The organism is Nocardia sp. NPDC052566 (assembly GCF_044547285.1).
Taxonomy (GTDB): Bacteria; Actinomycetota; Actinomycetes; order Mycobacteriales; family Mycobacteriaceae; genus Nocardia.
This window is the reverse complement of record NZ_JBIUAF010000007.1, coordinates 445,951-471,312: the sequence shown is the minus strand read 5'-3', so window position 1 is coordinate 471,312 and position 25,362 is coordinate 445,951. Positions and strand designations below refer to the sequence as shown.

The following is a 25,362-nucleotide window of genomic DNA, read 5'->3' as shown; positions in this document are numbered from 1 at the left end:
GGGGTTTTCACGATGTGGGGGATTGCCGTGTCGGCGCCGCAGGAGTACGAAACGCCGGTCGACTATTCGACCGCGAACGGGGTGTACTGCGCCTACTGCGGGGCGACGCCCGCGGCGCGGGTCGACATTCGCGGGCATCGCGGGTTCCTGATCATGATGCAGTTCCTGAAGCAGCCCGGCCCGTTCTGCCGCGACTGCGGCATCGCTACCTATCGGCGGATGACCATCGAGAGCGCGTGGATCGGCTGGTGGGGTTTCGCCTCGTTCGTGATCAACCCGATCACCATGCTGATCAACCTCGCGGCGCGGGCCCAGATCGGCAGGCTGGCGGCGCCGTTGCCAGGCAGCCACTATCAGCCGATGGATCCCGGTAAACCGCTCTACCTGCGGCCGGGCCTGCTCGGGCTACTCATTCCGGTGCTAGTGATCGGCGGCCTGATCGCCGCCGCGAACAACGACACCGGCACATCCAGGTCCAGATCCAGCGATTGCACCTCGGTCTCGTGCCCCCGGCCCGGCTCGTATTCGATGGCGCCGACACCGCCCGCCGCGGTACCCCCCGTCCCCGCGGCGCCGATCAACTCCGTCAAAGAGGCCTCGGTCGGCGACTGTGTCCGGAACCAGAAGAACATTCCGCTGGCCGACGACAAGCACCCGACGCTCACCGTGGTGGCGTGCACCGATCCGGCGGCGGAGGCCAAGGTGATCCATCGCGTCGGCAATGTCATCCCCGGCGAGAGCGGCCTGTTCTGCGACCGTTTCCCGGAAGCCGACCTCTACTACACGATGAAGTGGACCAACGCCTACTCGCCGATCCCCACCGGCTACACCCTCTGCATGCAGACACTGCGCTGACGGCTCACACCGCGCCCGCCTCGGCCAGATAGTCCTGACCACCGACATAGATCGTATGGCCGGATTCCGTTGCGCCCTCGGTGGATCCGACCACGGCGGCGGCGAACTCCGCGATCGTCGGCAGCCTGCCGTTGTCGCGCCGCGCGGCCACCGCATCCGGATCCCTGCGCTCTGCCAGCCGGACGATGATGGTGCCGTCGATCATGTCGCCGGACACCACGGTGAGCGTGACACCGAGCTCGGCCAGCTCGGGAATCATTGCGCGCAGCGAGTTCTCACCCGCGCGCTTGCTCGCGGCGATGGGCTCGTAATCGGCGGGCACCGGCTTGCGCCCGTGAAAATGCGCCTGGTGACTGGTCACGAAGACGATGCGCGAACCGGAAGCCATGAGCGGCAGGAACATCCGCACCAGGCGCACCTGCGCATCCCGGTTGAGCGCCATCGCGTAGCCGGGCGCCGCGCCGAGCTCGAGTCCGCCGGATGCGTTGAGCACCAGCACATCCAGGCGGCCGAATCGCTCGACGATGCCCGCGACGAGCGTCCGCACCGAATCGGGATCGGCGATATCGGCGCCCGCGACCGAGGCGCTGCCGCCGTCCGCGAGTATCGCGTCGGCGACGGCCTGCGCCCGCTTGATCTTCTCCCGGTAGTTGACGATCACGTGGTCGCCGCCCGCGCCGAACAGGCGCGCCGTTTCCGCGCCGATGCCGCGCGACGCACCGGTCACCAGCACGATCCGCCGCCCGGCCGCGTTCTCCGATTCCACCGTCACCGTCTCCTTCACCCCGCACGAACGCTTCTAATTCAGAATCACTATGGTAGTTCGAAATGAGAAGTGCAAGCGGGCGCGGTGCCACCGCCGCGCCGATCCTGGCGGCCATGGACCTCATCGGTCAGCGCTGGATGCTGCGCGCGCTCTGGGAGCTCGAACCGGGGCCGCTCGGCTTCCTGGAATTGCGCCGCCGGATGGGCAACTGCTCGTCGAGCATGCTCTCGACCCGGCTACAGCAGCTACAGGCGGCCGGATTGATCGTGAAGAAATCCGATAAGTCCTATGAATTGACCACCGCGGGAACGGAACTCGATACCGCACTGCGCCCGGTCTGGGCATGGTCGCAGCGCTGGTCGGATTCGATCGGCACCGAAACGGAAGCATAGCTCCATCGAATTCGGTTGGTGAGCAACGGAATACAACAAAAGGCGGCCCCCGAAATCGGGAGCCGCCTTCGATGTCGCTCGGATTACTTCTTGCGCAAGGCGCCGAAGAGCCCGTCCTTCTCGTCGTCCGGACCCGCCGTGAAGTACAGCGCGTCGGCATCGCCGAGGCTTTCGCCATTGCCGAACATCAGCGCCCAAAGGCCTTCGATGGCAACGGGTTTCGCATCGTCGTCGCGCAGGTAGTCGACAAACTTACCGGTCGCGTCGTCATAGGCGAGGATGTGACCCGCGCCGCCGAAATTACCGACGAGCAGCTTGCCCGCGAGCGGGCCGAAACCGGCAGGTGCGACGGTGACCGCCCATGGCGCGTTGAGCCGGTTGCCGTCGTCGAGGATGCGCACCAGCTTGCCGTTGGCGTCGAATTCGGCGACCTTGCCCTTGCCCGGCTTGTTGCCCGCGTCCTTCTCCTGGTCCTTGTCGAGCGAATCCTCTTCGCCCGCGTCGACCTTGGTCGCGTCCTTCTCGTCCGGCTTGGTGGTCGCATAGGACACGAACACCCGGTTGCCGACGGTGCTCACATTGAACGGCGCGGCATCGCCAGGCTTGACCTTCTTACCCTTCTCCGGTGCGGCGGCATCGATCGCGTCGCCGGTGGCGAACGGGTTGACGAATCCGGTGGTCGGAATCAGCTGCCAGTTCTTGTCGAACGTGCGGACCTGCGGGTTCTGCCCGAAGTCGGCGGCGAGCAGTTTGTCCCCCGCCGGGTTGAGCGCGATGCCGAAGAACTGCATCCCCTGCGGCTGGCCGTCGAACACCAGGTTGGCGGGACCGTCCTGGCGCACGATCTGACCGTCGGCGCCCAGCTCGGTCCAGGCGGAGATCTTGCCCGAATCGGTGGCGAAGATGAATCGCGACGAGCCGGCGAGCAGCTGCGGCGCACCGTTGACGGTGACCGGCTGATCACGCACGGCGAAGATATCGGAGGTGATCGGCGCGGGGTTGAACACCACACCGGTGGTCTTGCCGATGCTCTTGTCCGAGGTGTCGGCGTCGGCGCCGGGGACGGTGACGATCTTCAGCGGATCCTGGAACAGCTTCTGCACCTTCGGATCCGCCGACGCGGTGACATCGCCGACGAACTGGAAGGACTTGCCGCCCGCGCCGACCCAGAAGTGCCCGCCCGCACCCTTGGGGCGATCGGCAAGGCCCCAGGCATTGACCATGTCCGGGAAAAGGAACTGCGCCTTGTATTCGTCCTTGTTGGCCGCCAGATTCGTCTGCGCGTACCGGTTGCCGTCGAGTGCGGGCACATTATCGTCGGATGATTTCGAATCCGAGCACGCCGCGGCGACAATCAGCGCGACGCCGAGTACCGAGGCGCGCACCAGACCATTACGTATCCGAGACTCATTCAACTTCGTGTTCCTTTCCACCCACACACCACGATTGGTGATTAGGCGACGCTAACCTTAGCGTGACCCAAATTGGGCAGTAAGGGAACACCCCGCAAAGCACGGGTTTAGGCTGTCGGCCGTGGTCGAACCCCAACCCCCTGTCGCCCCCCATCCCGATATCGCCCCTCTCGCACCGCTGCTCGGCACGTGGCGCGGCAACGGCCAGGGGGAATATCCGACGATTCAGCCGTTCGGATATCTGGAGGAAATTCGATTCGGCCACCTCGGGCGGCCGTTCCTCACCTACCGGCAGCGCACCCGCGCCGCCGACAACGGACGGCCGATGCACGCCGAAACCGGCTACCTGCGCTGCCCACGCCCGGACCGGGTGGAGCTGATCCTCGCCCACCCGACCGGCATCACCGAAATCTGCGAGGGCGCACTGACCCTCGCCGACGACGAGCTGCGCATGGAGTTCGAATCGACCAGTATCGGGCGCAGCGGCACCGCGAAACTGGTGACCGCCCTCGGCCGCTCGATCAGGCAGACCGGCGACACCATCGACTACACGCTGCGGATGGCCGCGGTCGGTGAGCCGCTACAGCATCACCTCGCGGCCAGCCTGCGTCGCGCCTGACCGTCAGCAGCGCGTCGGATCGGGCTGCCACGGCACGTAGTCCCTGCCCTCGCTCTGCGCCGCCGACTCGGCCCAGCCCATCTGGACCTCGGTGATGCCGCCGCTTTCCCACGGCCCGGCGCAACCGGCCGTGATCGCGTCGAACGCCCTGTCGACCAGCCCGATCTCGTTGCGCACCACGGTGATCGGACGGTCGGCCAGCTCGAACCAGTCCAGATCGAGGAAGTCGTGGCTGCCGCTGGTCAGCGCGCCGCGGCGCATGGCGTCACCGAGCCGCGTCGCCATCCCCGCCGTGCGCAGATGCCCCTCGTTGGCCTGGAACAGCCCGGCGCCGGATTGCAGGTAGCCGGTCTCGAACAGCGAGATCACCATGGCGAGCAGGCTGAAGGCGCGCGGATCGTCGTTGGCGCGCGCCATGAACGCGAACACTTCGATCTCGTTCTCCAGGGTGGTGCCGTACCCGGCCAGCACGTGCACCCAGTCGTGCTGGGCCAGCAGCGGCGGGGCCGAGCCGGGCAGGCCCGGCGTGATGAAGCCACGGTCGCGATAGAAATCGGCGACGCCGCGCCCCAGCGTGCCGACCGGCAGATCGTGCAGCGAGCGCCAACGCTCGGCCAGCGCCGCGTCGTCGCCGACCGACCCCCACGACTCGTCGAGGCTGTCGGCGTGCAGCGCGGTGAGCCTGCTCGCGTCCAGCCCGCCCAGGTAACCGTTGCGAGCGAAGTCGATCGCGGCCAGGTCGACCGCACCCTCCGCGTAGCGCTGCGCGACCTCGATCATGTCGTCGTCGACCTTCAGCGCGTCGGCGAACTCGCGCAGCTTGGTCGCGACGGTCAGCGGCAGTGGGCGCACCACCAGCGCGGCGAGCAGCATCGTCTGCACGATCCGGGTACGGAAGATCTGGTTGCGCCTGGCCAGGCCGACCGCGAAGGCCGCGGGCTCGATGGGTTCGAGGGTGTCGAGTTCGACGCGATGGCCGGTCATCGACAGAAACAGCGCGGGAATCAGCAACTGCTGCAGTGGGCTCAAGGCACAGCCCGCGCTCGCCGCGGTGGTCACCCCGCGCGCGAGCAGAGTCACCTCGGCCGCATCCGGCGGGGTCAGCAGTACATCGTCCATCAGGTTCACACTCCAAGCGTCAGCGAAGGCCGCTCGGGTCATTATCATCACGAATCCTCCAGCGCGCCTGACGGTTTCGCTGTCGGCGCAGCTGCCGCGGCACACTGTGACGGCAATCACTCAGCGACCACCCGTGTGCGGTCGGGCACATTGACTTGTTCGGCGATTCCGAATCAGCTTAGGGTTCGACGGCCAGCAAACTTCTAGACAACTTTCGTGACGCACCTCGTCGCGGCGCTGTCGACATTCAGCGAGGGAGCGGACCATGAAGAGCTACACCCTTGTTCTCGCCACCACCGGCATGATCCTGGCCGGTGCGGCCGCCATTCAAATCCTGAACGGCGGTGATGCGGGCGCGGCGGCCCCGATCGTCGACCCCGGCAACGCCCGCGTCGGACTCGTCCTCTCGACCGGCGAGACCGCCGCATTGGCGAACAGTCCGCTACCTAGACTCTTCGATTCGGCGGTACCGGCCTCCGCCGAGGGCATCGCGCTGCATCCCGGCTCGAAGCTGCCGGTGATCGGCGGCCAATTACTCGCGGGCACAGGCGATGTCGCCGCGGAGGCGGCCACCCACCCCGGCGGCTACGTCAGCGTGTACGCGGCGTATCCAGGTAGCCCGGCGAACGCGGGCTATCCGTTCCTGATCGCGCAGCACTGGAGCTGACGCACCGGCTCAGTAGCCGGGCGGCAGCGCCGCGAGCATATCCCTGGTGACCGCGACCGCGTTGTCGGAACTGCCGCCCTTCACCAGCAGCGTCGCGAACGCGATATCGCCCCGGTAGCCGACGAACCAGGAGTGTGAGCCGCCGTCCACCTCGGCCTCCCCCGTCTTGCCGTAGACCACGCCCTGATCGGCGATGCGCTCCGCGGTGCCGCCGGTGACCACCCGGCGCATCATCGTGCGCAGCCCGTCGACCACCTTCGCGGAGATCTCGGGGCGCGCACCGTCGACCTTGGTCTCGCGCCCGGCGATCAGATACGGCACCGGCGCGGCGCCGTGCGCGATGGTCGCCGCCATCATCGCCATGCCGAACGGGCTCACCACCACCTTGCCCTGGCCGATGCCGTCCTCGGTGCGCTGGATCAGTTCCTCGGCGGGCGGTACCGACCCCGAGGTGGCGGGCAGGCCGGCGATCGTATACGTCTGCACCACACCGAGCTCCGCCGCGGCGCTGTTCAGCGCGTCACCGGGCAGTTCGCTGGCGATCTTGGCGAACGCGGTATTGCACGAGCGCTCGTACGCCGTCACCATCGGCACGTCACCGACGGTGAAGAGGTTGTAGTTGGGAATCGTGCGCTCGCCGATGATGATTCGGCTCGGGCACGGCACCACGGTGTCCGGTGTGGCCTGCCCGGTGCTCATCGCCGCGGCCGCGGTGACAGTCTTGAACACCGAACCGGGCGGATACTGCCCGATCACGGCCACCGGGCCGTCCCGGTCGGCGGCCTTGTTCTGCGCGATGGCCAGTATCGCGCCGGTGGACGGGCGCAGCGCCACCATCATGGTCTGGTCGGCGGGGGCGTCGACGGCGCGCTGCGCGGCGTTCTGCACATTGCGGTCGATGCTGAGCGAGAAGGACGGCGCGGGCTGCGAAGGCGCCTCGGTGAGCACATCGGTGTCGGCGCCGTTGGCGTTCATGGTGACCACGCTCCAGCCCGCCCTGCCGTCCACCTCCGCGATGACGGTCTTGCGCACCTGGGCCAGCAGATCGGGCGCGAAGCCGCGGTCGGTGGCGACCAGATCCCACTGCTGAGTCAGCCGGACACCGGGCAGGCCGATCAGGTCGGTGCCCACGTCGTTGTATTCGGCCTCGTTCAGCATCGCGACGGTGTAGGCGCCCCTGGCGGCCCTGGCGCCGGTCAGGATGGCTTCGGGGGTCAGCTCGTCATCGATGGGGTGCAGCACCGCCGCCAGCTGGGCGGCGACCGCACCGGGATCGGTGGCCTCGGCCGCGGTGAACGCCACCCGGGATACCTTGCCCGGCACCATCACATCGCTGCCGGACTGCTCGTTCACCCTGGCCCGCGGCGCGGGGTTGGCGCGCAGCGCCATGGTCTGGGTGTCGCCGAGTTTCGGGTGGATGTTCGACGAGGTCCAGCGCACGGTCCAGCGGCCGTCGCTGCGGCCCATCTGCAGCTGGCCGTCGTAGCGCCAGACGCGGTTCTTGGGTAGTCGCCACTCGTAGGTGTAGTCGACGGTGGCGGTGTCACCGGTGACCCTGACCGCGCCGGTGCGCGCGGTCAGCTGTTCGGCCTGCAGGTTGTGCCACACCGAATTCAGTGCGGCGCTTGCCTTGTCGGGTTGGTTGGTGAGCTCGGCGGCGGCATCCGCGTCGTGGCCCGCGAAGGCGGTGACGAACGCGTCGGCGGCGGGGACGGGTCCCTGGGGGCCGCTCGCGCAGCCGGCCGCGGCCACCGCGAGCGCCGCGACGGTCAGCGAGGTGAGTATCCGTGTCGACATCGACGCCGATGCTAATAGCCAACTGTCAGCAAACGATTTCGACGCACCGAGCGTTCGCTTCCTATCAGTCCAGCAGGACCGTCGCGAACGTCGCTATCTGCCGAAACCCCACTCGCCCGTAGGCCCTTCGGGCGATCTTGTTGTAGTCGTTGACATACAAGCTGGCAGTTCGCCCGGAGGCCACGACAGCATTGGCCACGGCCGCGGTGCCCGTGGTGCCGAGCCCGGAGCCGCGGCGTTCCGGATGCACCCACACGCCCTGGATCTGGCCGGTACGCCGGGACAGCGAACCGACCTCGGCCTTGAACACCACCTCGCCGTCCTCGAAACGCGCCCAGGCCCTTCCGGATTCGATCAGCCCGGTGATCCTGCGGCGGTAGCCGCGCCCGCCGTCGCCCGCGCGCGGATCGACGCCGACCTCCTCGATGAACATCGCGATGGCGGCGGCGAGATAACGGTCCAGTTCGTCGGGACGCACGCGACGCACCAGCGGATCGGGCGTCGCGAGCGGCGGCTGCGCGAGCGCGAGCAGCGGCTGTTCACCGCGCACTTCGCGTTCGGGACCCCAGCGCTCGGCGAGCAGATCCCACAGCGGCAGCGCGAGTTCGCGCCGCCCGACCACCGAGGAGCACATCCGTGGCCAGCGGGCCGCCCGGTCGGCGAAGGCGCGTAGCGCGTCCCGGTCGCCACGCAGCGGGACCAGGTTCGCGCCGGAGAAGCACAGTGATTCCGCGGGCCCGCCGCGGCTCCATAGCTCCCCGTGCCCGTTCGCGGTGCCGAGCCCGAATTCCTGCAACCGCGCCGCGACCATGCACGACGCCACCGGATCGGTGTCCAGGACCCGGAGGACCTGCGCCAGATCCCGGTTCGCCAGCTGACGCGCGGGGGCGTACCTCGCCCGTCGCGTCGGCTCCAGCAGACTGCGCACCTTGACAGCCTGCCACGAAATCGGCCAGATGTGGTACGGGTAGCTTGAGCTTGTCCGCCTCTCCGCGTCTTCAAGCCAGACTCGAGTGCCACAACAGCAGCATTGGCGGCCGGCGGTAACGTCGTTGGCCGACTCAGCCGGTCCCCGGCGAGTTACCCATGTTCTTACGACATCAGGCGTCGCCTTCGTCAGCCGATGGTGACGACAGGCTCACCGGTGCCAACGTCATCGCCCATTCCCTCGGCCAAGCGCATGGCTTCCTCGATGAGAGTTTCGACGATCATAGCTTCGGGGACGGTCTTGATGACCTCGCCCTTGACGAAGATCTGGCCCTTGCCGTTGCCGGAGGCGACGCCGAGGTCGGCCTCGCGCGCCTCGCCGGGCCCGTTCACGACGCAGCCCATGACGGCGACGCGCAGCGGCACCTCCATGCCCTCCAGGCCCGCGGAGACCTCGTTGGCCAGCGTGTAGACGTCGACCTGGGCGCGGCCGCAGGACGGGCAGGAGACGATCTCCAGCTTGCGCGGGCGCAGGTTCAGCGACTGCAGGATCTGCCCGCCGACCTTGACCTCCTCGGCGGGCGGCGCGGACAGCGAGACCCGGATGGTGTCGCCGATACCCTCCGAGAGCAGCGCGCCGAACGCGACCGCGGACTTGATGGTGCCCTGGAACGCCGGGCCCGCCTCGGTGACGCCGAGATGCAGCGGGTAATCGGACTGCGCGGCCAGCTGCCGGTAGGCCTCGACCATGATCACCGGGTCGTTGTGCTTGACCGAGATCTTGATATCGCCGAACCCGTGGTCCTCGAACAGGCTCGCCTCCCACAGCGCCGATTCGACCAGCGCCTCCGGGGTGGCCTTGCCATACTTCTCCAACATCCGCTTGTCCAGCGAACCGGCGTTGACGCCGATGCGAATCGGGATGCCCGCGGCGGCCGCCGCCTTGGCGACCTCGCCGACCCGGCCGTCGAATTCCTTGATGTTGCCGGGGTTTACGCGCACGGCGGCACAGCCCGCGTCGATCGCGGCGAAGATGTAGCGCGGCTGGAAATGGATATCGGCGATCACCGGGATCTGCGATTTGCGCGCGATGGTGGCCAGCGCGTCCGCGTCCTCCTGCCGTGGGCAGGCGACGCGCACGATGTCACAGCCGGAGGCGGTGAGCTCCGCGATCTGCTGCAGGGTCGCGTTGATGTCGTGGGTCTTGGTGGTGGTCATCGACTGCACGGAGATCGGGTGATCGCTACCGACCCCGACATTGCCGACCTGCAACTGGCGGGTCTTGCGCCGTGGAGCGAGAACGGCCGCCGGTGCGGTCGGCATCCCCAATCCGATTGTGCTGGTCACCTTCGGCTGCCTACTTTCCTACGTTTCCTGCGGGGCCGTTCGCCTACCGAGCTTAGTCGCGCGGCAACCGGCCACACCTTGTGACGACCATGACATAGAGCGTTCCCCCGCCCCCGCGAGACAGGGTACCGCGCGCGGGAAAACACACCAACAAACGCCGAAGAGGCGCTTAAGGGAACAGCTTGATCGGGTTGACGATGTCGGCGACCAGCGTGAGCACCATGTACGCGCCGCCGATCACCACCGCGACATACGTCACGGGCAACAACTTCAGATAGTCGACCGGACCGGCGGCGTCGAGCCCGCGCCAGCCGCGGATGACGTTGCGCGCCTTCTCGTAGAGCACCACCGCGATATGCCCGCCGTCCAGCGGCAGCAGCGGCAGGATGTTGAACGCGCCGAGGAAGAAGTTCAGCAACGCGAGCACCAGGATGAACATCCCCCACAGGCCGCGCTCCGCGGTCTCGCCGCCGATCCTGCTCGCGCCGTAGACGCTCACCGGGGTCTCCGGATCGCGCTCGCCGCCGGTCACCGCCGTCCACAGCGCCGAAACCTTTTGCGGCAGTTCGGCAAGCGACTGCACCGTCTTCACGAGCACGTCGCCGGTGAACGCGCCCGCCGCCGGGATCGCGGCGAGCACGTTGTACTTCACCGGTCCGTAGACATCGGCGCCGACGCCGACCGCGCCGACCTCTTTGCTGGTGCCGTCCTCGGCGTAGCGGATGACGCGCTGCGGTGTCACCGGCGCGGTCATGGTCTTGCCGTCGCGTTCGAAGGTGTAGGTGAACGGTCCGGTTTGCTTCTGGGTCTCGCTCTGGAATTCCTTCCAGGTGGACACCTTGACGCCGTTCACCGCGGTGACCACGTCGCCGCGCCGCAAGCCCGCCGACTGAGCGGGGCCCGCGCCGGTGCACGGCTGCAACGTCCCGTCGGGGTTCTGCGACGCGGTGCAGTTCATGTTGCCGAGTGCGGTGGCCGGCGGCTGATCGAGCCGGGGCAGCCCCCACCCGACCGCGAGCACCACGATCAGCAGGAAGCCGAGCACGAAGTTCATCGCGATACCGCCGGACATCACGACGATCCGCTTCCAGGTCGCCTGCCGGTACATCGCGCGGTCGAGATCCTCGGGCTCGAGCTCGTCGAGCGCGGTCATGCCCGCGATATCGCAGAAGCCGCCGAGCGGCAGCGCCTTGAGGCCGTATTCGGTCTCACCGCGGCGGAAGGAGAAGATCTTCGGGCCGAAGCCGATGAAGTAGCGCCTGACCTTCATGCCGGTGGCTTGGGCGGTCCACATGTGCCCGCATTCGTGCAGCGCGATCGATACCGTGATACCGAGGGCGAACAGCACAAAACCCAATGCGAACACCATTAGCTCTACAGCCCTCCTGCGTTGTGCAGCTCGTGTCTACCCGCACGCACGCGTCCGATCCGGCCGCGAGCACCTCGACCACAGTAACCGGACAACCACAAACCCTGTGCCTTCAGTCTGCCAGTCGACCGTCGCCCAGCGCGTCGTATCGAATCGATCACCCCGAGACGCGCACCCTGGCGAATTCACGCGCCCACGAGTCCGCGGCGAGCACGTCCGCCAGGGTTGACGGCTCGGCCCGCCACTGGTCCGCTGCCTCGACCGCGCTCGCCACGGTGCGCACGATATCGGGGAATCGAATGGCGCCGTCCAGGAAGGCCTGGACGGCGATCTCGTTGGCCGCGTTGTAGACCGCGGTGACGCTGCCGCCCGCCTCGCCCGCCTGCCTGGCCAGTTCGACGGCCGGGAAGACCTCGTTGTCGACCGGTTCGAACTCCCAGGTGGCGGCCGTCCCGAAATCGCAGGCCGCGGCGGCGCCCGCCACCCGGTCCGGCCAGCCGAGGGCGAGCGCGATCGGCAGCTTCATATCCGGCGGGCTGGCCTGGGCCAGCGTCGAGCCATCGGTGAAGGTCACCATGGAGTGCACGATCGACTGCGGATGCACGGTGACATCGATGCGGTCGTACGGCACGCCGAACAGCAGATGCGTCTCGATCAGCTCGAGGCCCTTGTTCACCAGCGACGCCGAGTTCAGCGTGTTCATCGGGCCCATCGACCAGGTCGGATGGGTTTTGGCCTCGGACGGATTCACCGATTCCAGCATCTCCGTCGTCCAGCCGCGGAACGGGCCGCCCGATGCGGTGAGCACCAGCCGCGACACCTCATCGGCACGGCCGCCGCGCAGGCACTGGGCCAGCGCGGAATGCTCCGAATCGACCGGGACGATCTGGCCGGGCGCGGCCGCCCGCGTCACCAGTGAGCCGCCCGCGACCAGCGATTCCTTGTTGGCGAGCGCGAGCCGGGTGCCCGACTGCAGGGTCGCCAGGGTCGGCTCCAGCCCGAGCGAGCCGACCAGCGCGTTCAGCACCACGTCGGCCTCGGTGCGGCGCACCAGCTCGGTGACCGCGCCCGGCCCGCCGAGCGTCAGGTCGAGCCGTTGTGCCGCAACGGGATCGGCGACCGCGACGTTGCGGGTGCCCGTCGCCGCCATCTGCGCGGCGAGCAGGTCGGTGTTGCCGCCACGCGCGGCGAGCCCGACCACCTCGAACCGGTCGGGGTTGGCGGCGATCACCTCGAGCGCTTGGGTACCAATGGATCCGGTGCTGCCGAGCAGCAGGACTCTCACGATGTCGGACACGCGCCCATTGTCGCTGAGGGTGGCCCTGCTGGCTACGACGGGCGGTCGTATGCCACGATAGCGAGAGGTACCCCACCACAAGCTAAGGAGCGATCGTGGCCGCCACGGAAATCGAACCCGCCGACAAAGAGCGCGCGGTCGTCTCGCACGTGGATACCGCCGAGGTTCCTTCCGCCGCATGGGGCTGGAGCGGCGAGTCCCGCAAGACCTTCCGCATCGCGGGCTGGATCGTCGCGCTGATCCTGGTCGCGATGGTCATCGGCAACCACAAGGGCAAGGTGGAGGACATCTACCTGATCGGCTTCGCCGTACTGCTCGCGGGCATCCTGATCCGCGACTCCATCCTGCGCCGCAAGCCGCGCTAGTATTCGGCCACCCGGAAACGGGCCCGGCCGAACAATTTTCGCCAACGCAGCGGTCGACCATCGGTCGGCCGCTGCGTTCGTGAATCCGGCGCCGTCGCGCCGATCTCGCAACACCTGATGAGGGGCACACCATGACCAAGACCCTGTCCGCGACGCTGCTGGCCGCCGTCGCCGGCTCGCTGCTGATGCTGCCGGCGAGCCCGGCCCATGCGCAGTCCGCCGCGTGCAGCGCGGCCGTCGACGTGATCAACAGCGCGCTCGACGCCGCGCCGAACCGCGAGCTCGACGGCGACGCACAGAAGGCACTGGCCACCAAGCTGCTCGCGATCAACGCCAGCGGCGGGGACAAGGACGCGATCAACGCGTTCGTCCAGGCCATCGTCGACGACGCCGTCACCGACCTGGAGCCGGCGATCGACGCGTTCAACAACGTCTGCGCGCGCTGAGTAGCCACTGAACGACGAAGGGCTCTCCCACTCCGGTGGCAGAGCCCTTCGTCGTTTTCGGGTCACGCGGCGCGCGACAACTCACAGACCCCGTCGGTGCAGGTGCGCTGCAAGCGGCCCCGCGAGATCGTCTCCAGCAGTCCGATCGCCCAGCACATCGGGCAGCCGCGCAAGGCGACCAGCCCGATCGGAGCGAGCAGCAGGCTGACCGCTCCGAATACGGGCAGTAAGGCGAACGCGGCGGCGAGCGCGCCGAATCCCAGTGCGCCGCGGGCCATATGGCGCGGCACCGAGCTGCTGGCGAAGGTGGTCTCACTCATCACTGATGTCCTAGGTCCGGAATGTGCAATGTCTCGTGCACGGCCGCCCTGGCACGGGACAGCCGTGACTTCATCGCCGCGGTACTGATGCCGAGCAGGTCGGCGACCATCCGGCCGCTGTAGCCCTGCACATCCCGCATGATCAGTACCTGGCGATAGCCGTCGGGCAGTGCCGCGATCGCCGCGGCGACCCGCTCGGCCTCGAGCCGCCGAATGGCCTGCTCCTCGGCCGAGACCACCGCCGCGTCGGCGATCGGCTCGGCGCGCATCGCCCGCAACTGCCGCAGGCATTCGTTGCGGACGATGCGAAACATCCACGACGCCAACGCACTCGACGCGCGCAGCGTGCCGATCTTGCGGTACAGGATGATCAGCGCCTCCTGTGCGGCGTCCTCGGCGTCTTCCGGTGTGGCGCACAGCGAGTAGGCGAACCGGCGCACATGCGGGTGCGAGCCGGACACCAGCGCGGTGAGCGAGGCGAGATCGCCCGCTTGTGCCGCGCCGACCAGCGCCTCGTCGGGCCAGCGCAGGTCAGCCACGGGAACGCTTCCGCTTGCGCAGCAGCGTCACACTGCACGCGCAAATCAGCAGTGCGACGACAACGATTCCGGCAATGATCACGTTCGAACCTCCCGATCCGTGCCGACCGTAGTGCCGGCACGACTATGAGAGGCACGCACCCCGCAAAAGGATTCATCCGCTCCGGAATTCGCCGGACATGATCAGCGGCCGCGGCGCTTCGCGGGCTTCTTCGCGGTGGCCGGACGGCCCTTGGCGGGCTTCTTGCGCGGCTCGGTCTGCTTGCGCGGCTCGGGCTTCTTGCGTTGCTCGTTCTTGCGCTGCTCGCTGGTCGGCGTGCGCGAACTGCGTTCGGACCGGCCTCGGACGACGCCGACGAATTCCTCGACCAGGTCGGTGGTGGCGGCGCTCGGCCAGGCCAGGGCGATCTCGGTGTCCGCGATATCGGTGACGGTCCGGTAGACGACATCGCGGCGCGCGTGCAGTCGCGCGATCGAATGCGGCACGATGGCCACACCGACGCCCGCGGCGACCAGTTCGATGGCGCCTGCGACGGCATCGATATCGGCGGCGTCCTGCTGGCGCTCCTCGGCCAGATCCGCCATGGTCACCTCGGTGAACACCGAGATCGGATGGTCCTTGGACACCACGACGACGGGGAGTTCGCGATAGAGCGGAATCGCGCTCAGGCCGTCCCTGTCGATGGGCAGGCGCACGAAACACATGTCGACGCGGCCCTCGCGCAGCGCGGCGAGCTGATCGGCCATCGGGGTCGGGATCGCCGCCAACGGGATATCGGGAAACCGCTCGGCCCAGATCCTGGTCCACTTGGACACGGTGACGCCGGGCACGAAACCGACCCGCAGCGCCGCCGCGGACGGCTCCGGCTCCGCCGATACCGCCTCGGCGCCTGCGATGATGCCCGCCGCCTCGGCGAGCAGCTCCCGCCCGTCCTCGGTCAGTTCGGTCGGCTGCGCGCCGGGCACGAAGAGCTTCGTGCCGAGTTCGGTCTCCAGGTCGATGACCGTGTGGCTGAGCTTCTGCCGCGAGACGCCGAGCGATTTGGCCGCGCGCGCGAAGTGCAACTCCTCGGCCACAGCGACAAACCAGCGAAGGCGCGTGACATCGATCGACTCGAACCGGCTCATTCCAGCAAGCGTATTGCACGGCAGGCTCGCCCTTGGTCGGCCAGGCGCTCGGCGCCCATTAAGCTATGCGGGTGAGCCCGGACCAGAAACCGCAGATGATGAAGCCGTTGACCGCAGCGAACAAGCTCGGCATCTACCTTCCCGCTGCCCCCGAGGAGTTCCGGAACACGCCGATCTCGCGCACCGAGCTGGACAAGCTGCGGACCGATCCGCCGGCCTGGCTGACCGAGCTGCGCCGCACCGGCCCGTTCCCCCGCGACATCGTGGCGCGCAAGCTCGGGGTGTCCAATACGGGGCTGGCGCGGGCCGAGGTGTCCGATGCGCTCACCGCCGACGAGATCGCCGCGCTGCTTGCCGATCCGCCGCAGTGGCTGATCCGCGAGCGCGAGAACTACGCGGCGGTGCTGCGGGAGAACGAGCGGATCAAGACCAAAGAGGCCGACCGCAGGGCGGCGACCAACCGGCCTGCCAAGCATCGAGGATAGCGGCGGGCGGACCTAGCGGGTTTCGATCGGGGCCGTGCGCATCCAGTCCTGGAGCTTCTCGATCGGCGGGCGGCGGGTCATGCCCTCGACCAGCATGACGAAGCGGCCCCGGTCGCCTTCGAAGATCGACACGATCGCGGTGATCTCGCCGAGGCTGGCCGAATCCTTGTCCGACAGCGAGAAGCGGTAGTCGGTGCGGGTACCGATGTGCTCGGAGCTCAGCAGTCTGTCGGTCGCCTTCAGTGAATCGACCACCTTGCGCGCGGCGGACGAGGATTCGAACGACGAGATCCGGTAGGCGGCGACGGTGCCTCCCAGGCACTGCCATTGCGCGCGCCACGGTTTGAACGCCTGCTCTTCGAACTTGGTGTCGAAGAAGCGGTACTTGCCGCTACATCTGGTGCCGCCGTGCCCCGGCCCGTCGTCGCGGCCGCCCGGCAGCATCTTCGGGAAGGCCGCGCTCATGGCGTCGAGATCCTTCTGTCCCTTGGTCCTGCCGAATGCCTCGGCGATGAAAGTGGAATCGTCCTGCCACACCCAGATGCCGCCGGCGAGCAGCAGCGTGAGTATCACCCCGAACACCGTGGTGAGCACGATCGCCGTATTGGATCGCCGACGGCGCGGGGGCGGTCCCGGCGGATGGCCGCGGTGCCGCACACGCGGATCGGGCGGCGGGGGAACGGGACGGTAAGGACCGGGAATCGGTGCGGGACCGGGGAATTGGTGCAGCGGGCTCGGATATGCCGGCGCGGGTCGCGGTGGCGGCGCGGGCGGTGGTGGCGGGGTGGGCCGCTCGGTGAGCGCGCGCTGCGCGGCGGCCGCGAACGCCACGCACGTCTCGAACCGATCCTGCGGACGCTTCGCCAGCGCGCGGGTCAGCACCGCGTCGACGGCGGACGGCAGACCGGCCCGCTTGACGCTCACCGGCGGTGGCGGCCTGCGTAGGTGCCCCTCGACCACCACGACCGACTGCGGCGCCTCGAACGGCGCACTGCCGCAGAGCAACCAGAACAGGCTGCATGCCAGCGCGTATTGATCGGTCCGCGGGTCGAGGTGCGCACCGGTGAGCTGCTCGGGCGCCGCGTAAGCCAGTGTGGCGGTGAAGTTTCCGGTCAAGGTCAGATGGGTGGTGTCCTCGCGGGGGCGCGCGATGCCGAAATCGGTGAGCAGCACCCGCTCCAGCCCGGTCGAGCGGGCGAGCAGGATGTTGGCAGGCTTCACATCACGATGCAGCACCCCCATGGTGTGCGCGTAGTCCAGGGCCGCCGCCGTCTCCGCGACGATCTGCACCGCCCGCTGCGGCGGCAGGGTCTTCGGGTCCACCGACGCCGCGTCGATGCCGTCGATGAACTGCATGGAGATCCACAGTTGCTCGTGCTCGATCCCCCGGTCGTAGACGGTGACGATATTCGGATGATCGAGCTGGGCGACCAGATCGGCCTCTCGTTCGAACCTGGCGCGAATCTCCTTGTCGGCGAACAGATCCTGATTCAACAGCTTCAGCGCGATGAGCCTGGGTAGCCGAGGATGGCGGGCCAGATACACCGCCCCCATCGCACCCTGCCCGAGCAGCCGCTCGATGACGTAGTCCGCGAAGATGTCCCCTGCTTCGAGCATGAATTCTCCTCCCCCACAACATCCCGCTCGTTCGGCGGCGAGCCTACCGCAGTACCGGCCGGTCGCCGGGGTTGTGTTGCGCACGTCCGAAAGCGGCCGAAACCATACGCAATTTTAAATGCCAGCAATTCGGAAGCCGAGGTCCGACGTGGTATCGCATTGCCGCTCAATTGGATTCGGCGACGTCCCTTGCATTCGCCCACCTCGGGCTATAGCCTGCGTCACTGATAGCTGAAAGCGGATGTCCCATAGGCGATCCTCGCCCATCAGCAAAGGAAGCGCGTCGCGTGCGAACCTCAATACGATCCATTGCTGTATCCGCCGCGGTGGCGCTGGTCTGCCTCACCCCGGGTGTCGTCCATGCCGATCCGGCATCGTCGCCGGATCGCTGCCAGGAGGTCACCTTCCCGGTAGCGGCGGGAACCGTGGCCGGGACGCTGTGCCTGCCGCCCGGCGGATCGACCGACACCGTCATGGTGCTGATGGCGGGCTCCAACTACAACCACACCTACTGGGACTTCCCTTATGCCCCAGAGACTTACAACTTCCGGCGGGCGATGAACGCCGCAGGCTACGCGACGCTGGTCGCCGATCGGCTCGGCAACGGCGCGAGCAGTAGGCCACCGAGCCTGTCGCTCACCGCGGGCACCACCGCGAATGCCCTCCACGACATCGTGCAGACACTGCGCCACGGTATCCCGGGCGCACAACCGTTCGCCAAGATCGTCACCGGTGGTCACTCCCTGAGCTCGGGCACCTCCCTCATGGAGGGGATCTGGTACCGCGATGTCGACGGGATCCTGCTCACCGGCTACTCACACGCGGTGAACGCGGCCGAGGCGCTCGGTGTGATCAGCACCTACTACCCGGCGATCGAGGATCCCCTGTTCGCCGGGCGGGGTTTGGATCCGGGCTACGTCGTGTCCCGGCCCGGCACCCGCCTGCACCACTTCTTCGTGCCCGACAACGTCGACCCGCAGGTACTCACGATCGACGAGGAGACCAAGGAAACCTTCTCGCTCACCGAGTATCCCGACGGCCTCGCCTACACCCTCCCCGGAATGTCCAGCCGCGTCGACGTCCCCGTCATGGTGACCAACGGCAGTCTGGACCGTCTGTCCTGCGGCATCGCCTACGCGATCTGCCGCGATACCGCCACACTGCAGGCCGCCGAGGCGCCCTTCTTCAGTCCGGCCGCCCGGTTGCGCACGTATGTTCTTCCCGACAGCGGACATTCGCTCAATCTCGCCCGCAACACGGCCGACTATCAGCGGGCCGTCATCGACTGGATGAAGTCCATCAGCGGATAGGGAACGGCGGTTCAGGACTTGCGGAGCACGCAGCCGAGAATCTCCACCCTGGTGGCGGGCGAACCGTCGTCGAGCCATTGCTGAATCGGCGCGAGACCCGGTGCCAGGGATTCGAATCCCGCTGAGTATCTTGCTATTTCGTCCGCGGAGCGGTAAACGGACTGGACCGGGGTACCCTCGGCAGCCGATTGGGTCTGCTTGATGAAATTGCGGTCGGACTTGTCGGATGCGTGGGTGAGAACCAGATAGCTGCCCGGCGCCATCTCCTCGCGGTACCGGGCGATTATCTCGTCCGGATGCTCGTCATCCAGCACGAAATGCATGACCCCGACCAGCAGTATGGCGACCGGCCGAGTGAAATCGATCAGGGCGTCGGCACGCAGTCGGCCGATGACGTCCTCGGGGCAGCGAACGTCGGCGAGCATCGGCGTCACACCGGCCACCCCCGATAACAGTGCGGTGCTGTGCAAGTAGACAACCGAGTCGTAGTCGAGATAGACCACCCGTGCCGACGCATCCACCTGCTGGGCTGCCTCGTGCACCGACGGCGCGGTCGGTATGCCCGCACCGATATCGACGAACTGGCACACACCGGCTTCGGCGACCATCCGCACCGCCCGTATCAGGAATCGCCGACTCATCAGAGCCAACTCCCTGGTGTCCGGCGCGACCGACAGCATCCGCTGCGCCAGCAACTGATCCGCTTCGTAGTTGTCCTTGCCCCCCAGCATGTAGTTGTACACCCGGGCCGAATTCGGCTTATAGGGATCAACCCCGAGCGGCGCGCGCCTACGGTCCGACACCCCGCCTCCTCCGCCGACCCTTCGCCCCTGGCCGGGGCGCGAGCCCATTCTTGCCCGAACCCACCACCCCTGTCCGCGGATTCTCGCCGACAGGCCGTGCTCAGAACTGGTAGGCGGCGAGCTCTTCGAGATATCGAGTGCGGGTGGGTGCGTCGAGGAAGGCGGCCTCGAAGGAGTTGCGGGCCAGGGTGCGCAGCTGATCGGCGCTCAGGCCGAGTGCGTCGCGGACGCCGTCGAAGTTCTCGTGGACGTAGCCGCCGAAGTAGGCCGGGTCATCGGAGTTCACCGTCGCGACCAGGCCGAGCTCGAGCATGCGGCGCAGCGGGTGGTCCGCCAACTGATCGACCACGCGCAGACGGACATTGGAGAACGGGCACACGGTCAGCGGGATCCGTTCCCGCACCAGGCGCTCGACCAGCGCCGGATCCTCCAGCACCCGGATACCGTGATCGATGCGCTCGACGCGGAGCACGTCGAGCGCCTCGGCCACGTAGTGCGGCGGGCCCTCCTCGCCCGCGTGCGCCACCGCGCGTAAACCCAGCTCGCGTGCCCGCTGGTAGACCGCCGCGAATTTGGCGGGCGGATGTCCGACCTCCGCCGAATCGAGTCCGACCGCGATGATCCGGTCCAGATACGGTTCGGCCGCCCGCAAGGTCTCCATCGCGGATTCGGCGGACTGATCACGCAGGAAGCACAGGATCAGCCCGGTCGAGATGCCGTAGCGCTGCGCACTGTCGTGCAACCCTTTGGACAGGCCTTCGATCACCGTCGAGAACGGCACGCCGCGCCCGGTGTGCGCCTGCGGATCGAAGAAGATCTCGGCATGCCTGACCCCTTCGGCGCCGGCCCGGGCCAGATACGCCTCGGCCAGTTCGGCGAAATCCTGCTCGGTCCGCAGCACATCCGTGAGCCGGTAGTACAGGTCGAGGAAGGATTGCAGATCCTCGAAGCGGTAGGCGTCGCGTAACTGCGCGACCGAATCGAACGGCAGTTCCGCGCCATTGCGCGCGGCCAGCGCGAATGCCAGCTCCGGTTCCAGCGTTCCTTCGATGTGGATATGCAGTTCGGCTTTCGGTACGGGCACCCGGGGATCCTATCGGTGCGCCGGCGACGGACCCCGAGGCGGTCTCGGCGGCGGGCGGGCGATTACCGTCGGTCTCCTATACGAGCGTGGAATGCGAGGAGCTCGATGATCACCCCTCGACGACGGAGCACGGCGGCGGCCCTGCTCAGCGCGCTGGCAGTCGCGTTGCTCGCCGTCGCGGTGCCCGCGGGCGCCGCGCCTGACCCGCGGGGCATCGATCCGGCGGCGGTGGACCGTTTCATGGCCGACTATCTATCGCGGACCGGGCTGCCCGGCGCCGCGGTCGCGATCACCCGCGGGACCGAGGTGATCCATATCGCCGGGTACGGTCACGACTCCACCGGGGCGGCGGTCACCGCGACGACCAGGATGCCCATCGCCTCACTCAGCAAATCCATGACGGCGCTGGCCGTGCTCCAACTCGTCGACGCGGGCCGGGTGGACCTGGACGCGCCGGTGCGCCGATACCTGACGGACTTCTCGACGGCCGATCCGCGCGGCGAGCGAATCACCGTCCGCCAGTTGCTGAATCAGACCTCCGGAATGTCCGACACCGCATTCCCCGACCTGCGGCGGCCGCAAGCGCATTCGCTGACCGAGGCCGTGCAACGGCTGCGTTCGGCCGAGCTGGCCGACGAACCAGGCACGGAATTCCACTATCACAACCCGAACTATCAGGTCGCGGCCCGCCTCATCGAGGTGGTCAGCGGTGCGGCGTACGCCGATTACCTCCGCGAACACGTCTTTTCGCCGCTCGGCATGAACGACAGCACGACCGTCGACGCGGCGCGCGATGCGAAGGACGTGGCGCACGGCTACATCCGGGCGTATGGCATCGCGATTCCCGCCGATGAGCCGGAGTGGTTCGTCGGCGGCAGTCACGGCGTCCTGAGCACGGCCGCGGATCTGGCCAAATGGCTTGTCGTACAGAACAACGGCGGTGCGACACCGGAAGGCCGGCGGATCGTCTCCGCCGAGGCGGTCGCCCTGATGCACACTCCCGCCGAGCCCGATGACTACGGAATGGGCTGGCGCCGTGAACAAACCGGCGGCGGTCCGGTGCGGATCTCGCACAAGGGCGACTGGTTCACCTACACCGCCGAACAGACACTGCTGCCCGAGTCCGGATATGGCATAGCGGTGATCGCGAATACCGGGCTCGCCCTCGAGGACGATCCGGCGGTCATCGGCCGCGGGCTGGTCGCCTTGAGCGAGGGCGCGACACCCCAGATCCGGTACCCGATAGGTGTTTACGCCGATTGGGCGCTGGCGGTGGCCACCCTCGGCACGCTCGGAGTCGGCGTGCTCGCGCTGGTGCGCTCACGCCGATGGGCCGATCGTCGATACGGCAGGCGCTACCGGCTCATCGCGCTACGCCAATTACCTTATCTGGCACCGATACCGATCCTCGTGCTGCTGCCACACCTGGCCGGACTCGTCTTCGCGGGCCGATCGGGCACCTTCACCCAGGTCACGTATGTGTGGCCCGCCCTGGTCATCTGGCTGTTGGTCGCCGCGCTCTCCGGTACGACCGTGCTGGCGACCCGCGGCATCCGGCTCGCGCGCCTGCACCGCTGACCTACAACCCCACGCAGGACGAGCGACAGCCGTCTGGCGCTCAGCGGGTTCTCACGTGGGTGGGGAGGGTGGCGAAGCCTCGGTTGTTGGAGGAGTGGATTCGGCGGGTTCCGTTGGGGTCGATGTCGTAGGTGGCGAGGGGGGCGAGGAGTTCGGTGAGGGCGATACGTAGTTCGAGGTGACCGAGGGTGGCGCCCAGGCAGTGGTGGCGGCCGGTGCCGAAGATCAGGGACTGGCTGGTGTCGCGGTCGAGGTCGAAGGTGTCGGGGGCGGGGAAGATGTCGGGGTCACGGTTGGCGGAGCCGGTAAGGAGCAGGATGCGTTCTCCCGCCGGGATTTTCACGCCGTGCAGTTCGAGATCCGCGGTGGTGGAACGCAGTAGCGTCTGCGTCGAGGGTTCCCAGCGCATGGTCTCGGCGATCCAGTCGTCGAGGCGCTCCACAGGTCGCTGTGCACGGTGCTGCCAGCCCGCGTGCCAGATATTGCCCAGGGTCAGCATCGGCGCCTCGACGCCCGCGCCGACCAGCACGATGAGCACGCCGACGATCTCTTCCGTGGTGAGCCGGTCGTCCGCCTCCGCCGCATCGAGCAGCGCCGACAGCAGATCGTCGCGCCGCTGCTTGCTTCGCTCGATGGTCAATTCGGTGTAGTAGCCGATCAGCGCACCGATCGCCTGCACCGCCTCCGGCCGCAGATCGGTGGATTCCTCGTCGACGTACATGATGTCGCGGCCGAGCCCGCGAATCATGTCGCGGTCGGCCGTCGGCACGCCGACCAGCTCCGCGATCACCTCCATCGGATACGCCCCGGCGAAATCGACCATCAGGTCGAAACTTCCGGCCTCGATCAGCGGTTCGATCATCCTCCGCGCGATCGCCCGCAATCGCGGTTCCATGTCCTGTACCCGGTGCGCGGTGAAGGCTTTCGCGACCAATCCGCGCAACCTGGTGTGCTTGGGCGGATCCATGGCCACGAAGGAGAAGAATCGCTCGGCCTGCGGGCCCCAGAACGCGGGTTCCATCCGGAATCCGTTCGCGCTGGAGAATCGCACCGAATCCCGCAGCGCCGCACGCACATCCGCATAGCGCGACAATGCCCAGAAATCGTCGGTCTCGTTGCGGAATACCGGCGCCTTGTCGCGCAAGCGCGCATAGAACGGATACGGATCCTGATGGACGGCGAAATCGTACGGGCTGTACTGCGATTCCATGGTGGCCTCCCCGATCGGCACGCTGCTCTCCACCGTAACCCCGCGCACCGGAGGTCAGCGCTGAAAGATGGTGTCTCGCATGTGCGGTGGCAGGGCGGTGACGAGTTGGGAGACATAGCGCTGAACCTGACCGGCGCGGAGTTCGGCGGGGAGGGTGTGCCAGACGCGGCGGATCAGTTCACAGGCCTGGTCGAGTTCGCCCTGGCGTTCCAGCAGAGCGGCCAAGTCGAGATCGAGGAGCGAGCGGCCGACGTGATCCTTTGCGGCCATGGGCAGTTCGAGCACGCGCTGACGGATCTCCTCACCGGAACGCCGATCGCCGATGGCGGTCAGCGCGTGTGATTGATGCCAGCGCAGGATGTATTCCGAGGTGCCGAGGTTGTCGTCGGTCGTCGCGGTGGACGGCAGGGCCGCGAACATCCGCTCGGCGCCGGTGATCGCATCGATGGCCTCGCGGCGATGCCCGATCCTGGCGTGGATGTCCGCCTCGGCCAGCAGCCCGAAGACACACCCCGACGTCGGGGCACGGCCACTGGCCGCCTGTGCCGACCGCGCGGCGGCCAGCCCCTGGTCGAGCGCGTGGCGGTAGCACTCGTGGCCGTGCGCCATATGTCCGCCCAGCCACGCTTCCAAAGCGGTATCCCCTGCTTGGCGTGCCGCTCGACGCGCCTTGTAGAACCACATGAACGTGTCCTGCATCCCGGCGACATCGTTGAGCCGGAACGCGATCAGCCCGGCCAGGATGGCCTCGAGCCGCATCAGCCGCCTGCGCAACTCGGCGGACTGGTCGGCCAGCGTCAACTGCTGGATCGCGGCCAGATCGCGCATGCGCGCCGGAATGTATTCCGAGGGTGGCAGGACGTAGACGAGATAGCCGCTGAGTTCGAGGCCTTCTTCCAAGGCGTGCACGGTTTTCCAGCCGCCGCGGCCGCCAGGTGGCGTGGCGGCGACCAGTGGCGAGTCATCCGGGAAGGCGGATTCGTCCGGGGTGTAGTCGTTTCCGAAGCCGAGTCGATCCGGCCTGGTGCGATACAGCCGGCACAGCGCGTCGAGTGACTGATACGACGGCATGTCCAGGCCGGTCTCCCAGCGGGACACACTCTGATGGGACAGTCCACGATTGGAGGTCTCACCCGCGGGCAGCAACTGCCGCAGTCGTTGCGCGACCTCGACGAGGGTGTATCCGTGGGCGACCCGATGAGCGCGCAGCAGCGAGACACCGCAGTGCGCCCGAATCGTTTGAACCATCTCCCATTTCGCTCCCCCGGCGGCCTCCACTTCGCGCCCGACGCGACGTGCGCATGCGATGCTGTGCTGGCTGTTCACCACATGTCCAGATCCGAGTTCCGAAGCTATGAGCTATGTTCGAGTTTCAACAATAGTCCCGGATCGCTCGGTTGCGATCGCAATATGACCAGTTCTGCGCGCGGTACGTGCAAGCCGACGGCTCGCCCTGGCCGTGACGGCCGGACCGGTCGCACGCTGTGGACATGAAGAAAATCGGAATCATCATCAGAGCCCCGGCGAACCCGGTGCATCACTTCTCGAACCCGGTGCGTCACTTCACGAATCCGGCACATGACCTCAGGCCGCCGGTGCATCACCAGGGCGGACCCGGCCACGCGCCGTTCGCCGTGCACATGGTGCAGGTGATGTCGACCGTCGCCACCGTCATCACGGCGCTGGCCGCCTTCATCGCCTGCGCCGCGACGATGAACATCACGACCGTGTCGGTATTGGCGGCGGCATGCGTGCTGGCCGGCTGGCTGGCCCGCGATCGGCGCGCCAGGCATCACCCGATTCTCCTGAATCAGGATGAGCCGGAGACGCAGGTCGGCAGCGAAGGATTGCTCGAGCGTCTATGGCGGAGGTACCTCACGTAACAGACCGCGAATTGCCAACCGGCCGTG

The 25,362-nt window shown here is 67.6% G+C and carries 26 protein-coding genes; 10 read left to right on the top strand and 16 right to left on the bottom strand.

Features of this window, described 5'->3' with window-relative positions:
• Positions 1-12 precede the first annotated feature (12 nt).
• Complete coding sequence (locus ACIG5A_RS36915; RefSeq protein ID WP_397248858.1) at positions 13-855, top strand: hypothetical protein; 843 nt, start codon at positions 13-15, stop codon at positions 853-855.
• A 4-nt stretch (positions 856-859) separates the two neighbouring features.
• On the opposite strand, the gene ACIG5A_RS36910 is transcribed toward ACIG5A_RS36915, so the two are convergent.
• Positions 860-1,627: an SDR family oxidoreductase gene (locus ACIG5A_RS36910; RefSeq protein WP_397248856.1), complete on the bottom strand. Its 768-nt coding sequence runs from the start codon at positions 1,625-1,627 to the stop codon at positions 860-862.
• A 56-nt stretch (positions 1,628-1,683) separates the two neighbouring features.
• Here ACIG5A_RS36910 and ACIG5A_RS36905 point away from each other — a divergent pair, with 56 nt between their 5' ends.
• On the top strand, positions 1,684-2,013 hold the full coding sequence (locus ACIG5A_RS36905; protein WP_397248854.1) for a winged helix-turn-helix transcriptional regulator: 330 nt from the start codon (positions 1,684-1,686) through the stop codon (positions 2,011-2,013).
• An 83-nt stretch (positions 2,014-2,096) separates the two neighbouring features.
• On the opposite strand, the gene ACIG5A_RS36900 is transcribed toward ACIG5A_RS36905, so the two are convergent.
• Positions 2,097-3,428: a TIGR03118 family protein gene (locus tag ACIG5A_RS36900; RefSeq protein WP_397248852.1), complete on the bottom strand. Its 1,332-nt coding sequence runs from the start codon at positions 3,426-3,428 to the stop codon at positions 2,097-2,099.
• Positions 3,429-3,546: 118 nt separating this feature from the next.
• On the opposite strand from ACIG5A_RS36900, the gene ACIG5A_RS36895 reads away from it, so the two are divergent.
• Complete coding sequence (locus ACIG5A_RS36895) at positions 3,547-4,044, top strand: peroxynitrite isomerase (RefSeq protein WP_397248850.1); 498 nt, start codon at positions 3,547-3,549, stop codon at positions 4,042-4,044.
• Between the two features lie 3 nt (positions 4,045-4,047).
• Here ACIG5A_RS36895 and ACIG5A_RS36890 read toward each other — a convergent pair whose 3' ends face one another.
• Positions 4,048-5,163, bottom strand: a complete 1,116-nt coding sequence (locus tag ACIG5A_RS36890; RefSeq protein ID WP_397248848.1) for a hypothetical protein — start codon at positions 5,161-5,163, stop codon at positions 4,048-4,050.
• Between the two features lie 265 nt (positions 5,164-5,428).
• On the opposite strand from ACIG5A_RS36890, the gene ACIG5A_RS36885 reads away from it, so the two are divergent.
• The gene (locus ACIG5A_RS36885) at positions 5,429-5,830 is read left to right on the top strand and encodes a hypothetical protein (protein ID WP_397248846.1); all 402 of its coding nucleotides are present in this window, start codon (positions 5,429-5,431) and stop codon (positions 5,828-5,830) included.
• Positions 5,831-5,839: 9 nt separating this feature from the next.
• Here the strand turns inward: ACIG5A_RS36885 and ACIG5A_RS36880 are convergent, their stop codons facing one another.
• The 5 genes from ACIG5A_RS36880 to dxr all read right to left on the bottom strand — a co-directional run bounded on the left by ACIG5A_RS36880 (position 5,840) and on the right by dxr (position 12,567).
• Entirely contained in the window at positions 5,840-7,627 is a 1,788-nt protein-coding gene (locus ACIG5A_RS36880) for a penicillin-binding transpeptidase domain-containing protein (protein ID WP_397248844.1), read from the bottom strand.
• Positions 7,628-7,691: 64 nt separating this feature from the next.
• Positions 7,692-8,555, bottom strand: a complete 864-nt coding sequence (locus ACIG5A_RS36875; protein WP_397248842.1) for a GNAT family N-acetyltransferase — start codon at positions 8,553-8,555, stop codon at positions 7,692-7,694.
• A gap of 188 nt (positions 8,556-8,743) precedes the next feature.
• The gene (gene ispG, locus ACIG5A_RS36870) at positions 8,744-9,901 is read right to left on the bottom strand and encodes a flavodoxin-dependent (E)-4-hydroxy-3-methylbut-2-enyl-diphosphate synthase (RefSeq protein WP_397248840.1); all 1,158 of its coding nucleotides are present in this window, start codon (positions 9,899-9,901) and stop codon (positions 8,744-8,746) included.
• Positions 9,902-10,070: 169 nt separating this feature from the next.
• Entirely contained in the window at positions 10,071-11,270 is a 1,200-nt protein-coding gene (locus ACIG5A_RS36865) for a M50 family metallopeptidase (protein ID WP_397248838.1), read from the bottom strand.
• A 157-nt stretch (positions 11,271-11,427) separates the two neighbouring features.
• Positions 11,428-12,567, bottom strand: a complete 1,140-nt coding sequence (gene dxr, locus ACIG5A_RS36860; protein ID WP_397248836.1) for a 1-deoxy-D-xylulose-5-phosphate reductoisomerase — start codon at positions 12,565-12,567, stop codon at positions 11,428-11,430.
• A gap of 95 nt (positions 12,568-12,662) precedes the next feature.
• On the opposite strand from dxr, the gene ACIG5A_RS36855 reads away from it, so the two are divergent.
• Positions 12,663-12,932, top strand: coding sequence for a DUF2631 domain-containing protein (locus ACIG5A_RS36855; RefSeq protein WP_397248834.1), 270 nt, complete (start codon positions 12,663-12,665; stop codon positions 12,930-12,932).
• Between the two features lie 131 nt (positions 12,933-13,063).
• A complete protein-coding gene (locus tag ACIG5A_RS36850; protein WP_397248832.1) occupies positions 13,064-13,378 on the top strand; it encodes a hypothetical protein in 315 nt (104 codons plus the stop codon).
• 62 nt (positions 13,379-13,440) lie between these two features.
• Here ACIG5A_RS36850 and ACIG5A_RS36845 read toward each other — a convergent pair whose 3' ends face one another.
• The 3 genes from ACIG5A_RS36845 to ACIG5A_RS36835 form a co-directional block, all read right to left on the bottom strand.
• Complete coding sequence (locus ACIG5A_RS36845) at positions 13,441-13,698, bottom strand: hypothetical protein (RefSeq protein WP_397248830.1); 258 nt, start codon at positions 13,696-13,698, stop codon at positions 13,441-13,443.
• Positions 13,698-14,237, bottom strand: a complete 540-nt coding sequence (locus tag ACIG5A_RS36840; protein WP_397248828.1) for an RNA polymerase sigma factor — start codon at positions 14,235-14,237, stop codon at positions 13,698-13,700. Before ACIG5A_RS36840 ends, ACIG5A_RS36845 begins: the two co-directional genes overlap by 1 nt.
• Before the next feature lie 183 nt (positions 14,238-14,420).
• The gene (locus tag ACIG5A_RS36835; protein WP_397248826.1) at positions 14,421-15,365 is read right to left on the bottom strand and encodes a LysR family transcriptional regulator; all 945 of its coding nucleotides are present in this window, start codon (positions 15,363-15,365) and stop codon (positions 14,421-14,423) included.
• Between the two features lie 71 nt (positions 15,366-15,436).
• Here ACIG5A_RS36835 and ACIG5A_RS36830 point away from each other — a divergent pair, with 71 nt between their 5' ends.
• Entirely contained in the window at positions 15,437-15,850 is a 414-nt protein-coding gene (locus tag ACIG5A_RS36830; protein WP_397248824.1) for a DUF5997 family protein, read from the top strand.
• A gap of 12 nt (positions 15,851-15,862) precedes the next feature.
• Here ACIG5A_RS36830 and ACIG5A_RS36825 read toward each other — a convergent pair whose 3' ends face one another.
• Positions 15,863-17,467: a serine/threonine-protein kinase gene (locus tag ACIG5A_RS36825; protein WP_397248822.1), complete on the bottom strand. Its 1,605-nt coding sequence runs from the start codon at positions 17,465-17,467 to the stop codon at positions 15,863-15,865.
• A 287-nt stretch (positions 17,468-17,754) separates the two neighbouring features.
• Between ACIG5A_RS36825 and ACIG5A_RS36820 the strand changes: the two genes are divergently transcribed.
• Entirely contained in the window at positions 17,755-18,777 is a 1,023-nt protein-coding gene (locus ACIG5A_RS36820; protein WP_397248820.1) for an alpha/beta hydrolase, read from the top strand.
• Between the two features lie 11 nt (positions 18,778-18,788).
• Here the strand turns inward: ACIG5A_RS36820 and ACIG5A_RS36815 are convergent, their stop codons facing one another.
• Positions 18,789-19,580 carry an SAM-dependent methyltransferase gene (locus tag ACIG5A_RS36815; RefSeq protein WP_397248818.1) on the bottom strand — a complete coding sequence of 264 codons (792 nt, stop codon included), beginning with the start codon at positions 19,578-19,580 and terminating at the stop codon, positions 18,789-18,791.
• 100 nt (positions 19,581-19,680) lie between these two features.
• Entirely contained in the window at positions 19,681-20,664 is a 984-nt protein-coding gene (locus ACIG5A_RS36810; protein WP_397248816.1) for an adenosine deaminase, read from the bottom strand.
• A gap of 105 nt (positions 20,665-20,769) precedes the next feature.
• Here ACIG5A_RS36810 and ACIG5A_RS36805 point away from each other — a divergent pair, with 105 nt between their 5' ends.
• The gene (locus tag ACIG5A_RS36805; RefSeq protein WP_397248814.1) at positions 20,770-22,242 is read left to right on the top strand and encodes a serine hydrolase domain-containing protein; all 1,473 of its coding nucleotides are present in this window, start codon (positions 20,770-20,772) and stop codon (positions 22,240-22,242) included.
• Between the two features lie 40 nt (positions 22,243-22,282).
• On the opposite strand, the gene ACIG5A_RS36800 is transcribed toward ACIG5A_RS36805, so the two are convergent.
• Together ACIG5A_RS36800 and ACIG5A_RS36795 are read right to left on the bottom strand one after the other, a co-directional pair.
• Positions 22,283-23,473: a cytochrome P450 gene (locus ACIG5A_RS36800; RefSeq protein ID WP_397248812.1), complete on the bottom strand. Its 1,191-nt coding sequence runs from the start codon at positions 23,471-23,473 to the stop codon at positions 22,283-22,285.
• Positions 23,474-23,506: 33 nt separating this feature from the next.
• Positions 23,507-24,700, bottom strand: coding sequence for a helix-turn-helix domain-containing protein (locus ACIG5A_RS36795; RefSeq protein ID WP_397248810.1), 1,194 nt, complete (start codon positions 24,698-24,700; stop codon positions 23,507-23,509).
• A 242-nt stretch (positions 24,701-24,942) separates the two neighbouring features.
• Between ACIG5A_RS36795 and ACIG5A_RS36790 the strand changes: the two genes are divergently transcribed.
• Positions 24,943-25,335 carry a hypothetical protein gene (locus ACIG5A_RS36790; protein WP_397248808.1) on the top strand — a complete coding sequence of 131 codons (393 nt, stop codon included), beginning with the start codon at positions 24,943-24,945 and terminating at the stop codon, positions 25,333-25,335.
• The last annotated feature ends 27 nt before the right edge of the window (positions 25,336-25,362 follow it).

Bases quoted from the DNA above. Each gene is read 5' to 3' on its own strand.
- ACIG5A_RS36885 (WP_397248846.1), top strand. From the start codon at position 5,429: ATGAAGAGCTACACCCTTGTTCTCGCCACCACCGGCATGATCCTGGCC.
- ACIG5A_RS36850 (WP_397248832.1), top strand. From the start codon at position 13,064: ATGACCAAGACCCTGTCCGCGACGCTGCTGGCCGCCGTCGCCGGCTCG.
- ACIG5A_RS36915 (WP_397248858.1), top strand. From the start codon at position 13: ATGTGGGGGATTGCCGTGTCGGCGCCGCAGGAGTACGAAACGCCGGTC.
- ACIG5A_RS36890 (WP_397248848.1), bottom strand. From the start codon at position 5,163: ATGGACGATGTACTGCTGACCCCGCCGGATGCGGCCGAGGTGACTCTG.
- ACIG5A_RS36865 (WP_397248838.1), bottom strand. From the start codon at position 11,270: ATGGTGTTCGCATTGGGTTTTGTGCTGTTCGCCCTCGGTATCACGGTA.
- ACIG5A_RS36835 (WP_397248826.1), bottom strand. From the start codon at position 15,365: ATGAGCCGGTTCGAGTCGATCGATGTCACGCGCCTTCGCTGGTTTGTC.
- ACIG5A_RS36845 (WP_397248830.1), bottom strand. From the start codon at position 13,698: ATGAGTGAGACCACCTTCGCCAGCAGCTCGGTGCCGCGCCATATGGCC.
- ACIG5A_RS36905 (WP_397248854.1), top strand. From the start codon at position 1,684: ATGAGAAGTGCAAGCGGGCGCGGTGCCACCGCCGCGCCGATCCTGGCG.
- ACIG5A_RS36795 (WP_397248810.1), bottom strand. From the start codon at position 24,700: ATGGTTCAAACGATTCGGGCGCACTGCGGTGTCTCGCTGCTGCGCGCT.
- ACIG5A_RS36790 (WP_397248808.1), top strand. From the start codon at position 24,943: ATGAAGAAAATCGGAATCATCATCAGAGCCCCGGCGAACCCGGTGCAT.
- ACIG5A_RS36805 (WP_397248814.1), top strand. From the start codon at position 20,770: ATGATCACCCCTCGACGACGGAGCACGGCGGCGGCCCTGCTCAGCGCG.
- ACIG5A_RS36880 (WP_397248844.1), bottom strand. From the start codon at position 7,627: ATGTCGACACGGATACTCACCTCGCTGACCGTCGCGGCGCTCGCGGTG.
- ACIG5A_RS36825 (WP_397248822.1), bottom strand. From the start codon at position 17,467: ATGCTCGAAGCAGGGGACATCTTCGCGGACTACGTCATCGAGCGGCTG.